General features: G+C 48.3%; 9 protein-coding genes and 1 tRNA gene. 6 read left to right on the forward strand and 4 right to left on the reverse strand.

Annotation, left to right across the window (positions count from 1 at the left end; genetic code table 11):
* Positions 1–35: 35 nt before the first annotated feature.
* Positions 36–112, reverse strand: a tRNA-Met gene (locus ACSVDI_RS11230).
* Positions 113–688: 576 nt separating this feature from the next.
* Complete coding sequence (locus tag ACSVDI_RS11235) at positions 689–2,170, reverse strand: alpha-L-fucosidase (RefSeq protein WP_457942995.1); 1,482 nt, start codon at positions 2,168–2,170, stop codon at positions 689–691.
* 334 nt (positions 2,171–2,504) lie between these two features.
* Between ACSVDI_RS11235 and ACSVDI_RS11240 the strand changes: the two genes are divergently transcribed.
* The 3 genes from ACSVDI_RS11240 (at position 2,505) to ACSVDI_RS11250 (ending at position 6,293) form a co-directional block, all read left to right on the forward strand.
* Entirely contained in the window at positions 2,505–3,470 is a 966-nt protein-coding gene (locus tag ACSVDI_RS11240; RefSeq protein WP_457942996.1) for an ABC transporter permease subunit, read from the forward strand.
* Positions 3,471–3,498: 28 nt separating this feature from the next.
* Entirely contained in the window at positions 3,499–4,422 is a 924-nt protein-coding gene (locus ACSVDI_RS11245) for a carbohydrate ABC transporter permease (protein WP_457942998.1), read from the forward strand.
* A gap of 71 nt (positions 4,423–4,493) precedes the next feature.
* Positions 4,494–6,293, forward strand: coding sequence for an extracellular solute-binding protein (locus tag ACSVDI_RS11250; RefSeq protein ID WP_457943000.1), 1,800 nt, complete (start codon positions 4,494–4,496; stop codon positions 6,291–6,293).
* Between the two features lie 136 nt (positions 6,294–6,429).
* On the opposite strand, the gene ACSVDI_RS11255 is transcribed toward ACSVDI_RS11250, so the two are convergent.
* On the reverse strand, positions 6,430–7,956 hold the full coding sequence (locus ACSVDI_RS11255) for a response regulator (RefSeq protein WP_457943002.1): 1,527 nt from the start codon (positions 7,954–7,956) through the stop codon (positions 6,430–6,432).
* A gap of 102 nt (positions 7,957–8,058) precedes the next feature.
* Entirely contained in the window at positions 8,059–9,858 is a 1,800-nt protein-coding gene (locus ACSVDI_RS11260; protein ID WP_457943004.1) for a histidine kinase, read from the reverse strand.
* Between the two features lie 863 nt (positions 9,859–10,721).
* On the opposite strand from ACSVDI_RS11260, the gene dinB reads away from it, so the two are divergent.
* Genes dinB through ACSVDI_RS11275 form a run of 3 tightly spaced genes read left to right on the forward strand, consistent with a single transcriptional unit; the run spans position 10,722 to position 12,758 of the window.
* On the forward strand, positions 10,722–11,975 hold the full coding sequence (gene dinB / locus ACSVDI_RS11265) for a DNA polymerase IV (protein WP_457943006.1): 1,254 nt from the start codon (positions 10,722–10,724) through the stop codon (positions 11,973–11,975).
* Positions 11,976–12,014: 39 nt separating this feature from the next.
* The gene (locus ACSVDI_RS11270) at positions 12,015–12,434 is read left to right on the forward strand and encodes a PPC domain-containing DNA-binding protein (RefSeq protein WP_457943008.1); all 420 of its coding nucleotides are present in this window, start codon (positions 12,015–12,017) and stop codon (positions 12,432–12,434) included.
* 30 nt (positions 12,435–12,464) lie between these two features.
* A complete protein-coding gene (locus ACSVDI_RS11275) occupies positions 12,465–12,758 on the forward strand; it encodes a Dabb family protein (protein ID WP_457943010.1) in 294 nt (97 codons plus the stop codon).
* The last annotated feature ends 84 nt before the right edge of the window (positions 12,759–12,842 follow it).

The raw sequence follows: 12,842 nt of genomic DNA on the forward strand, positions 1-12,842 counted from the left end.
ACAACCCAGAAGCCACACATCTTCTGGGTTTTGTTTGGTTGCGGAGGCAGGATTTGAACCTACGACCTTCGGGTTATGAGCCCGACGAGCTACCGGACTGCTCCACTCCGCGATATTTATTTGCCTTGTTTAGAGCGCTTAACTATAATAGCATTGAAGGCAACGAATGTCAAGACTTTTTTTAGAAATATTGTAATTGATCGAACCACCAATCCTGGCTACTGCTATTCTTTACGGAAGCCATCCGCTTTTGATGAAACAATGATATTATTTACTTCCCTTTCGATTCTATGCATCTTTCGCGAACTGATTCCCTAAAAATTACGAAATTAGAGCCGATTAATCATATCTGTTTAACTTCACATTTGGTTGTTTTCTTATATACTCCCCGTAACATCATTGGGCTTCAGGTGTTCAATTTCTTTATTTCCAATCCGATTTTACGAAAAAAGCTGAAAGAAGAAATCGAAAAAACCGGTTACTCTCGGCTAAACGTGGGGATGGTCGCCTGCCAGGCGGTATACCTTTCTCTAGCTGGAAGAAACACTTACAAAAAAACCGAAGAACTGAACAAATTTTGTTTTCTACCGCCGCGCAGCATAAAACGAAAATAGGCAGAACACACGGGCATTTCACTATTACTCAAGAGCCGCCAAATGAACGAAGATGCATTTGACGGCTCTATTTTTCAGCGGATTTTTATTTTAACGGTCACAGGCATTTCACTGTAAAAACCGTTGGTTTTTACATGAAGCCCGTCTTCCTGAACCGACCACTCCGTTTTTTCCCCGCAGCCCAAAACCGATACGGATTCCAGGATTCCATGAAATTCCGGTAGATTTTGATTGTGGGAAGGGGCAAAGGAACGGATCCGCACCTCTCCCTCTTTCGGATACCTCAAAATAATAGCGTAAATGGAATCGCCCCGCACGGTGAAACGGATATCCTCCGGAGTATACTCCAAGGGATGATTATCGGTGAACTGACCCTCCTGCGTTTTCGTCGGCCCTTCGGAGGATCTCTTCCACGGTCTGCTGCCGTATATGGCTTCCCCGTTCACCGCAAGCCAAGAGCCGATTTCACGCAGAATGGTCTGGTCCCGTTCTGCAAACGTACCGTCCGCTTTCGGCCCGACATTCAGCAAAAGGTTGCCGTTTTTGCTGACGGTATCCACCAGACCGCAAAGAATGTCTCGCACCTCCTTGTAGTCCAAAGAATCCGTATAGCACCACGAATTTTTCGCGATGGCGGTGTCCGTCTGCCAAGCAAACGGCTGGGTCTGCGCAAAGCCGCCCCGTTCCATTTCAACAATTCCGGTGCCGAACATCATTGCGTCGTGTTTATAGCAGATTGCGGTATCAACACCCCATTGCGTTCCGCGGTTGTAATAGTAGGCAACCAACTTTTTTAGGTATGGCTTAAAAGCCTCATGCTGTATCCACCAGTCAAAATACAGCAGTCTGGGTTGGTACCGGTCAATCAGCTCACAGGTGCGCAGCAGCCAGTCCGTCAAAAATTCTTCGCTGGGGTACGGGCGGCTATGTAAATTCTCCGGGTCACCCTCCGGCATGGCAGGCCAGTAAAAATCGCCCCGGTGCAGCGGCTCGTGAATATCGCTGGGAAACTCTTTTCCGTGCCCCATGAAAAACCAGTGTTCGGCCCGGTGCGACGAGGTGCAGAACACCAGCCCCGCGGACTCCGCAGCCTGTTTCAATTCTCCCAAAATATCGCGCTTCGGCCCCATTTCATAGGCGTTAAAATGTGAAAGTTCGCTACGGTACATCTGAAACCCGTCATGGTGCTCCGCCACAGGGAAAATATAGCGCGCGCCCGCTTTTCGGAACAGAGCGGCCCACTCTTGGGCATTAAACTTTTCCGCGCGGAAAAGGGGAATAAAATCCTTATAACCGAATTGATTCTGCGGGCCATAGGTTTCAACATGGTACCGGAATTCCGGACTGCCCTGAAGATACATATTGCGGGAATACCACTCGTTGCGGTACGCGGGCACACTGTACAGGCCCCAGTGAATAAAGATTCCGAACTGCGCTTTGGAAAACCATTCCGGCATGTGGTGGTGCGCCAGCGAATCCCAGTCCGCGCGAAAGGGTCCCTGTGAAATCACCTGATCAATTTCTTTCAGACGAATTGAATCGCTTGTACCGTTCATAACCTTCCTCCCGTTTACAGATCGTTCTTGCTGCAGCCTATTTTACGCTTTTATTCCAAAAGAAAAACTCTAAAAATTAGAGAAGTTAGGCGATAGAATCCGTGTTTTTTGCAAGGATTTCTCCCACAGGGTATTACCCAAAAGTAAAAATGTCTAATTTTCAAAGTAAAAAATGTAATTTTACCGGTAGGAATTATTTGCCCAAGATGGTAAAGTATTTGTGATATCAGGCAATAATATTCTGACAATAGTGAATGTTTTGTGCAATACATCAAAATTTCTTGCTTCGTTTCATGCAAAAACATGGAGCAAAGCAGAAGAAGGGGGTTTTTCAATGCCGCACACCATAGAAACCACAGGAACCACATCCGCCGTAAAAGAAAACACGTTACATAAGCGAAACAGGCTTCAGTCGTACAAACTGTTTTTGCTGATTCTCCCATTTTTGGCTCTGCTCTTTATCTTTTCCTATCTGCCGCTTTACGGATGGGTTTACGCGTTTTTCGATTATAAGCCGCCCTTAAAATTATCGCAGTGCCAGTTTGTCGGCTGGCAGTGGTTCACCTATCTGTTTTCCAATCCAATGCAGATTTCGGAGCTGGGAAAAGTCATTGTCAACACTCTGGCCATGAGCAGCCTGGGAATTTTAACGTCCCCGCTGTCCATGATTTTTGCCATCTTCCTAAATGAAATACGCTGCAAACCCTTTAAAAAGGCCGCGCAAACCCTGGCCACCCTGCCGAACTTTATCAGCTGGGTCATGATTTATTCCGTGGCGTTCGCACTTTTTTCCACCACCGGAATGGTCAACAACGTAGGTCAGGCTCTGGGCTGGTTTTCGGAGCCGGTTCACTTTCTGGACAGCGACGACCACACCTGGCTGGCGATGCTTCTGTGGGGAACCTGGAAAGGGCTTGGCTGGGGCGCGATTATGTATTTGGCCTCCATTTCGAATATTGACCAGGACTTGTACGAGGCGGCCAAAGTGGATGGCGCTGGAAGATTCAGCCTAATGTGGCATGTTACCCTGCCGGGCCTGCTGCCGACTTACTTTGTCCTTTTGATGCTGCAAATTGCCAACTTCCTGACAAATGGGTTGGACCAATACTATGTGTTCCATAACTCCTTTAACATGGAGCACATACAGGTGCTGGATTTGTACGTTTTCCTGCTCGGCCTTGGCAACGGGAGCTACGCGCTTTCCATCGCGCTCAGTATGATGAAAACCATTATCAGCGTGTTCCTGCTGTTTGTGGTAAACACCCTGTCTAAAGTAACCCGTGGGGAATCGCTCATCTAAAAATCGCCGTGAAAAGGAGGTTATCGGCATGGAACAAACGATTCGCAAAAAGCGTCACTATACGAGCGGTGATATTATTTTCAACATTATTAATTATACGGTTTTTACCTTAATCACCTTGTCCTGTATTTATCCGTTTTACTATATGTTTATCAATACCATCAGTTCCAACCAGATGAGCGCCAACGGACAGATAAACTGGTACCCGCAGCAGATTCACTGGAAAAACTATATCGATGTGTTCCAACTCAGCGGTCTGCCGCAGGCATTCCTGATTTCCGTGCTTCGTACGGTCATCGGAACCGTTACGAACGTGCTGGCGTCCGCTTTCCTCGGGTTCATGTTTACGCAGAAAAAAATGTGGAAACGAACCTTCTGGTACCGGTTTGTGGTCATTACCATGTATTTCAACGCCGGTCTGGTGCCCCTGTTCCTGGTTGCCTACAATCTGCACCTGACCAATAATTTCTGGATTTACATTCTCCCCATGGTGGTGCAGCCGTTCAATATCATTTTGGTTAAAACGTACGTGGAATCGATTCCGGCTTCCCTGCAGGAAGCGGCGGAAATAGACGGTGCTGGAATTGTATGTATCTTTACAAAAATTATTCTTCCGGTCTGCAGCCCCATTCTTGCCACCATTGCGATTTTTTCCGCCGTCAACCAGTGGAATTCCTTTCAGGATACACTGATTTACATTACCGATTCGCGCCTGTATTCCCTGCAGTACCTTCTGTATACTTACATAAATGCTTCCACTTCCATTGCCACATTGATTAAAAACAACCCAAACCTGAGCGGAGCCGCCATTGCTAATCTGGCCACCCAGCAAACGCCAACTTCCGTGCGGATGACCGTTTCCATTATCGTTATCATCCCCATTCTTCTGGTTTACCCCTGGTTCCAGCGGTATTTTGTAAAGGGAATCATGATTGGTTCCGTAAAAGGATAACGTAAATCCGGTTGTCATGCCCAATGGGGCATACAGATAGATCAAAATTCAGTAAAGGGAGGATATCTATTATGAAAAAGACAGGCAAAAAACTGTTGACCGGTCTATTGGTCACTGTCCTGCTTGCCGAATCACTTGCCGCCTGCAGCGGCGGCACAAATACCGGTTCTTCCTCGGCTGCCGCCAATCAGGCGGGCTCCAGCCAAACCACCGCTTCCGGCGAAGCAACGGGAGCCGCCAAGTACAAAGATTTTATTACGGTGGATGTATTTAACTCTCAGGCAAACTATCAGGGGATTCAATCCGGATGGTTCGGGAAAATTATAAAAGACAAATTCAACATGGAACTAAATATGATTGCCCCGAACGTTGCGGGAGGCGGCGACACCCTGTTCAAAACACGTTCCGCAGCCGGGAACCTTGGCGACCTGGTGCTCATCGGTTCCGAAAACGGCCGCCTGAACGATACGGCAAAAGCGGGGCTGCTGCTGGACATTACCGATATGGTAAAAACCAGAAAGAACCTTGCCCAGTACACCAAAGCCATTGAAACCGCCAAATCCCTTGTGGATGACCATAAGCTTTACGCCATGCTGAGCCAACTTTCTTCCCAAAAGGCCACGGATCCTTCCGAAGGGCTTGACCTTACATACGGCCCGTACATCCGCTGGGATTACTACACGGCGCTCGACAGCCCCCAGATTAACGACATGGACGATATGCTGAATGTTTTAAAAGACATGCAGCAAAAGTTCCCGAAGAGCGACTCCGGCAAAAAGACCTACGCCTTCTCGCTGTTTAAGGACTGGGACGGCAACATGATGTGCCTGGGCAAGAATATTCTGGCCTGCATTTACGGTTACGACGAAAACGGATTTCTGCTTCTTTCCGCGGACGGCAAGACCACCCAAAGCATCATTGATGACAATTCGTATTATATTCAAGCGCTGAAATACTTCTACAAGGCCAATCAGATGGGTCTGGTTGATCCGGAATCCACCACCCAAAACTACGACACCATGTATGCGAAATATCAGGATGGACAGATTTTGTATTCCCCCTGGCCGTGGCTCGGTCAGGCAGCGTACAACACCACCGCTCACAAGGCGGAAGGCAAAGGCTTTATGCTGGCTCCGGTAAAAAATCTTAAGATTTTCTCTTACGGCTGCAATCCTTACGGCAACAAATACTGCATCGCCGTCGGCTCCAAGGCAAAGGACCCGGAGCGTATGCTCGACTTCATCGACTGGCTGTATTCCCCCGAAGGGGTTGAACTTTCCTGCTCGCAGACCTCCGGTTCCTGCGGCCCGAAGGGCTTAACCTGGGAAATGAAGGACGGCAAGCCGGTTCTGACGGATTTCGGCAAAAAAGCCTTCTCCGGCGAAACCATTAATGTTCCCGCTGAATATGGCACGGGCACCTGGAAAGACGGTATTTCTCAGATGAACTATCAGGCCGTACTTTCCATCGATACGGACCCGAATATCAACGCACCTTACAACTATACCATGTGGGAATCCTACTTGGCGGACAACAAGACCCCGCTGGATACCTCTTGGCAAACCACAATGAAAGCGAAAACCACTCTGGACTATCTGCAGCAGCACAACGCCTTCTGCGTGGCCCCCGGCAACGCTTACATTCCAGAAGCGGCCGGTTCCGAAATCGATACCATGCGCAACCAGTGCAAAGCGATTATCGTTCAGGATTCCTGGAAGATGGTATTTGCCAAAAATGAAAGCGAGTTCAATTCCCTGCTGAAACATATGCAGACCACGGTCAAGGGCCTTGGCTACGATAAGGTTCTTGCGTTTGACCAAAAGATTTCCGACAAATACAAGGAAGCCCGTGAAAAAGCCGCAAACGAATAATTTCACAGGATAGCAAGTCCAATCAAAATGGAATAAACGACAGAAATTCCCCCTGGATCCTCCGAGGGGGAATTTCTTCTTTTTATCTCACTTTTCCGCTCGCCGTAGAAACGAAACGATTTTTACATCAATGCTGTTATTCTTCCATTGTTTCAGTGGCTTCAATATGCTTTCGGTACTCCGTGGGACTTTCGTTCATGTACTTATGAAACTTGATATAGAAATAGTCAATGTTGTCATATCCAACCCGTCTTGAAATCTCATAAACCCTTAAGTCCTTTTGTGCCAGAAGCTTCTTGGCCTTTTCAATTCGGATGCGGTCCAGATACGAATTGAAATTTTCCCCGGTGGTGTTTTTAAACAGCTTTCCAAGATACGCGCTGTTATAGCCGAAGGACTGTGCGAGCAGCTCCAACTTTAAATTCGAACCGTAATTCTTTTCTATGTAATGTTTCACACGCTCTACAATGTTATTACACCGCAGACCGGAGAGCCCCTCGTCCATTCGGCGCAGGCCGTCCTTCATATAGTCAATAATTTCATAAAGACGCTTTTTCCGGCTGATCTCCGCGATAATCTCCGCGTCGCTTCTTTCGGCGGACTCATTCAGTTTGTATTCTTCCCATACAGCATGCTTGACCCGCGTGTAAATGTTGATTAGGTAATTCACCACATCATCCTGCTTCACATCCATTTCTTTAATCCGATGGTGCAGCCGTTCCAGTTCCGCGCAGGCAGACTCTAGATTCCCAGCCTGTAAAAAGGCAAACAGTTTTTCTGCGCATTCTTTCAGATTCATATTCCCAATTTCACAGGGTTTTAATTCTTTTGGCAGATCTTTCGGACGGAACACGAACCGATTCCGGTCGAAGAAAAACCGGCGCGCAAAAATTCTGCATGCATCCTGATAAGAAAGGCAGATTTCCTCCGCATTTTGCACCGTTCTACCCACGGCAAGGAACCGCCCTTTCCCGGATATGGTTTGGGTAATGCTCTCAAATTTCCGGATGGTATCGGAGCCCCTCAGCAAAAACACGTTCATCTCGGGAAGTCTCAGCCGCTCCGCCATCGGCCCCTGTAACAGGCGCTCCAGCTGCAAAGAATCGCTGTACGGCGACGGACCGTCTTCCTCCCGCTCCAGAATAACTGCCTGATAGCCATCTTCATGGAAGCCCAGAATCTCCGCATTTTCGCCGCTGCCTGAATTCACCTTCCCGGAAAGCAGGTCCGTTAGAACCGTTTTCCGCGCCTTTTCCATCGCAAAATTCATACGCTGGAACTGCCGGCGCTCCTTCTCAATCTTTTCATGGATTTTGCGGACCGCCTCCTCCAGTTCCGTTTCGTCAATCGGTTTCAGCAGATAGGTTTCCACCCCGCAGCGAATCGCATCCTGCGCGTACTGAAAATCGGAATAACCGCTCAGAATAATGATTTTGCCGTTCCATCCCTGTTCCCTTGCTGCTTTGGCGCATTCCAAGCCGTGCATTTTCGGCATCCGGATGTCCAGCAGAACCAGTTCCGGATTCAGGCGGACCATTTTCGTCAGGCACTCCTCCCCATTCGAGGCCTCTCCGCAAATATCAAATCCTAGGGCATGCCAGTCGATAATTTGTTTCAGCCCCATTCTCACGTCCGGTTCATCGTCCGCGACCAATACTTCCATGATTGCAACCATCCTTTCTCCGAAAATATCAATGGGCTCGGCTCACAGAATTATAGCTCAGCGCGGTGGATGGAATCACCCCTTCCGCCGGAAACAGCATTCTTAGGCCTCTCCTTTTCCCTGCATTGGCAGCAGAACCGTAACCTTAGTCCCTGAGCCCGGTTTGCTGGCAATCGTCAGGCCATACTTTTCCCCATAAAACAGCTTTAGCCTGCGCTGTACATTATGCAGTCCCATTCCTTCCGCCGCGTTTTCATTGAGAGAATTGATTTTTTCCATCAGCTGAGCCAATTCCTGCTGCGCTATCCCGCAACCGTTGTCCGAAATGGAAATGGAAAGGTCACTGTCCCTTTTTTCCACGGAAATTTGAATAAACCCGCCGCTCTCCGTTTCTTCCAGCCCATGCAGCACAGCGTTTTCCACAATCGGCTGCAGCAAAAGCGGAAGCACCATGCACTCGCCGCAGTTCACCCCGTTCGAAACCGAAAAGCCGTAATTGATGCGGTCTTTAAACCGTACCTTCTGAATTTCAAGGTAAATGGTAATGTACTCTAGTTCCGACTGGAGGGTAACCATGGAATCGCTCTTCTCGAGCACATAGCGCAGGGATTTTCCAAGGAGCTTCACTGCGTTCGCAACCTCAATATCCTGATTCATATAGGCCTTCATGCGGATGGATTCCAACGTATTATACAAGAAATGCGGATTAATCTGGCTGGACAGCATTTTGAATTCCATTTTTTGCTGATGGTTAATCAGGCGCTGCTTCACCATTTTGGTTTCATAAATTTCCTGGTCCCGGCTTTTGATGCTTTCGATCATCGTCTGCAGGTTGGTGAACAAATCCATAAGTTCTCCATTGCCATTGTAATCCTGAATAATATCGTAATTTCCCTGCCCCACCTTCTGCATTTCCCGGCACAGGGTTGTGATTCGGTCGCTGAATGTTTTGGAAAAGAAGAACATCATAATAAACGGAACCAACAGGCTGAACAGTACAATCAGCAGGCAGTTGAAAAGAATGCTTTTCATGTTGGGAAGAGCATCGGTGTCCACCGTGGCTATGTAAATCTTATCGTTGGAATAAACCGGGACAAACGTGGAAACCTGCAGCAGCTGATTTTTCCCGTCAAACGGGAAAATTCCTGCACATCGGAAAACATCCTGTGTGCGGTCAATCGCCATGGGCATGTTCTTTCCAGTAAGGCTGCTGTTGGTGGAATAAAACACCGGGTCGTCGTTCACGGATATCACCGTTTCCATCGGGTCGGCGCTGATTCCCGAATTCAAATGGTTGTTGTTCACATCCACCGCCAGAATGGCAAACCCGCCCGTGCTCACCACCGAAACGCGGTAAACCACCCGCAGTTGGACAATCCGGTTCCCCCGCTGATCGTTGTAAATCCATGTCATCCAGTGCGGAATCGGGCTTTTTGAGGCTTCCTGGTACCATTTTGTTTTTTTGTCCTGCTCCGTGGCCACTTTAATGCGCCCATAATCCGACATAGTGGGGTTGTTGCAGTAAAGGGTAATGTTTGACACCTCGGCGTAACCGCTGTAATAAGAATCCAGTTTATTGTAATTGCGGCACACTTCGTGAAACTGCTCGTCCGACTGATACCGGGTGGACAAAAGGGTTTGCAGCTGGTCATCGGTGACAATGCTGGCAGCAATGTTATAAACCGACGTTGTGGCATCCAGAATAATGCTTCTGGTTCGCACGTTATAGGCGGCCACAAGCTGGGCGTGCTGCTTCTGCACCATGTTGCGGTTATTAATCACAAGGTAACTGCCGATAATAAAAATTGGGACAAAACCGGCAATTAAAAAAACCAAAATCAGCTGTGAGCGTATTTTCATCCGCTTCATTCGGGTCCTGAAATGCGCGGCTAAATTTCGCATGGTTCCGCCTCTTTCAAACGAATCATGTTTCGAATGGAAAAATGCACGGTTTCAGATTTTTAAACTAATATCATTATATCAGTTTCATAAAATTTGTAAATCTTTCTAAAATTATACAATTCGGACACTGGCAAAAAATAATACACTCAGGAGAATTTTTAAAAAGAATGATTCGCTCCTTAACCCCCGAATAGCCGCTCAGCGCTACAAAATTCCGGAATCAGATATTCTGGCTGATTTCTTTCGCGAAAAGGACTGGTATTTTGCAGAATGGTATGCTATAATATTAGAAAATATGTTCGATTATCCGTCGAAGGCCATTCTAGAAAGGTGTCCTTCCCATAAAACGGTATACCCGGAAGAAGAGTTTTTTCAGAGGCAGGAGTACTCCGCCTGCTGTGGGATGGACGAAGTAAGACCTGAATGGCTTTTATCCCGGTAAACCATATTGGCGGCCTTATATTGTTCGTTTTTTCCGGGGGTGTGGTATAATAGTCAAATCAGCTACGCTGATTTGACTTTCGGAAATTGCTGGGCGGCGCGCAGCGCCTTCCCCCCTTACGGCGGCGCAATTTCCTTTACGACTGTTGACTTTCGGAAATTGCTGGGCGGCGCGCAGCGCCTTCCCCCCTTACGGCGGCGCAATTTCCTTTACGACTGTTGACTTTCGGAAATTGCTGGGCGGCGCGCAGCACCTTCTCGCCTTACGGCGGCCGCCATTTCTTTGGCAGCCGTTGGCTTTGAAATGAAAGCAGGAATACGGAAAAACGAACGGATGGAAATAAAACGATGGTTTACCGCAATGGACCGCAGGAAAGACGGAACAATCTTCAAACGGCTGCAGCGAAAGGAAGGGTTTACCCGTGGACAGAACCATCCTGCACTGTGACTGCAACGGTTTTTTCGCTTCCGTAGAATGCATTCTGCATCCGGAATATAAAAAGGTACCCATGGCCGTATGCGGAAATCCGGAAAACCGTCACGGTATTATACTGGCAAAAAACGAGCTGGCCAAAAAGTATGGAATCCAAACAGCCGAAACCATTTGGCAGGCCAAGCGGAAGTGTCCTGAACTTGTGCTGGCAGAACCCCACCACGAAGAATACCAAAAGTATTCCCGAAAAATCAACGCGATTTATCAGCGCTACACCGATCTGGTGGAACCATTCGGCATTGACGAAAGTTGGCTCGACGTTACCGGAAGCCAGCTGCTTTTCGGCGATGGAAAGGACATTGCCGATGAAATTCGCGAAACGGTAAAAAGGGAAATCGGGCTGACCATTTCGGTCGGCGTGTCCTTCAACAAGATATTCGCTAAGTTGGGCAGCGATTACAAAAAGCCGGACGCCACCACGGTGATTGACCGTGCCAACTGGAAAAAGATCCTGTTCCCCCTACCGGCCAGTGCAATGCTTTTTGTGGGAGCAAGTGCGGCAAAAGCGCTTGCGGAGCTGGGCATCCACACCATCGGTGACTTAGCGCAGAGCAACCGCGATTTGATTGTTTCCCGTTTGGGCAAGCCGGGCGGCGAACTGTACGATTACGCGAACGGATTGGATGACAGCCCCGTGCGCAGTGTGGACGACCGCAGGGCGGTGAAATCCGTCGGCAACGGCATGACGTTTAAGCGCGATCTGGTAGGAATGGAGGACATTCGGCTTGGGGTTTTGACTCTGGCCGACAGCGTAGCCGCGCGAATGCGCCGCCAGGGTGTAAAATGCTGGACGGTTCAGGTAACCATCCGCAACCCGAGCTTTAAAACTATTACGCGGCAAAAAACGCTGCGGGCGCCTACCCACCTGGCGAAAGAGCTGGCACGGGAATCGCTGGACCTAATCTGCTCCTCCTGGAACCTGAACGCGCCTATTCGAATGCTGACCGTTACCGCTTCCGGTCTGGTGCCGGAAGACGCCACCGGGGAACAGCTCAGTTTGTTTAAAAAGCCGCAGGAACATGGAATGGAAAAGCAGGAGCACTTGGAAAGCGCGCTGGATTTTATCCGTTCAAAATATGGCAAGACCTCCGTAGCCTTCGGCGGAATTCTGCACAATAATCTGGGAATTTCTGAACCGAAGCATGAAATGGAAAATATCTCCGAAGAAGATTTCCCTTTGTAAAAAGCAGAAAATTTTATCCGGAAAGGAATGAGTATCACAATGAAATACAAACGGTTTGAAAACACGATTGTCGCCCGTATTGACCGTGGGGAGGAAATTCTCACTTCCATCCGGGAAATTTGCCGGCGGGAATCGGTAACACTGGCCAATCTTTCGGCCATCGGGGCCGTCGGGCACGCCGTGGTAGGGCTTTACCAAGTGGAAAAGCAAAAGTATTTGCCCAATACATTCGACCGTGAAATGGAAATGACCTCACTCAACGGCAATGTCACTACCAAAGACGGAGAGGTTTACCTGCATCTGCACGCGAACTTTGCGGATGAAACCGGTAAAGTTTTCGGCGGGCATCTAAACGAAGCGGTCATCAGCGGCACCTGCGAGCTTTTTATACAGATTATAAACGGGACCGTCGGCCGTATGCATGACCCGATAACCGGATTAAATCTATTTGATATTTAAAAAATTAAAAATCGAAAGGAGTTCTAATTCATGGTAAAACACATCGTATTATGGACCTTAAAACCAGAAGAAAAGAAAAACGGAGACGCAATACTGGCTGACCTGCAAAAGCGCTTTAAAGCCCTTTTGGGCGTGGTGGACGGTCTGACTGCCATTGAGGTCGGGAAAAACTACAACGGCGGGAAATTCGACCTGGTCCTTTCCTGCGAATTCAACACCAAGGAAGCACAGGACAGCTACCAGAATCACCCGGCACACGTCGCCATTAAAAACGATATTCACAACGTTGTTTGCGGAAGAGAATGCGTCGATTACGAAGTTTAATTCTGTGCACCTAAAAGACAAAAGGGAGTGCTGCAAAATGAAGTTTCTTCATTTTGCAGCACTCCCTTTTGTCAAACACTACTT

The sequence above is a fragment of the Caproiciproducens sp. LBM24188 genome (assembly GCF_054130445.1).

Excerpts from the sequence above, each read along its gene's own strand:
- ACSVDI_RS11235 (WP_457942995.1), bottom strand. The coding sequence starts at position 2,170 with ATGAACGGTACAAGCGATTCAATTCGTCTGAAAGAAATTGATCAGGTG.
- ACSVDI_RS11240 (WP_457942996.1), top strand. The coding sequence starts at position 2,505 with ATGCCGCACACCATAGAAACCACAGGAACCACATCCGCCGTAAAAGAA.
- ACSVDI_RS11245 (WP_457942998.1), top strand. The coding sequence starts at position 3,499 with ATGGAACAAACGATTCGCAAAAAGCGTCACTATACGAGCGGTGATATT.
- ACSVDI_RS11250 (WP_457943000.1), top strand. The coding sequence starts at position 4,494 with ATGAAAAAGACAGGCAAAAAACTGTTGACCGGTCTATTGGTCACTGTC.
- ACSVDI_RS11255 (WP_457943002.1), bottom strand. The coding sequence starts at position 7,956 with ATGGAAGTATTGGTCGCGGACGATGAACCGGACGTGAGAATGGGGCTG.
- ACSVDI_RS11260 (WP_457943004.1), bottom strand. The coding sequence starts at position 9,858 with ATGCGAAATTTAGCCGCGCATTTCAGGACCCGAATGAAGCGGATGAAA.
- ACSVDI_RS11270 (WP_457943008.1), top strand. The coding sequence starts at position 12,015 with ATGAAATACAAACGGTTTGAAAACACGATTGTCGCCCGTATTGACCGT.
- ACSVDI_RS11275 (WP_457943010.1), top strand. The coding sequence starts at position 12,465 with ATGGTAAAACACATCGTATTATGGACCTTAAAACCAGAAGAAAAGAAA.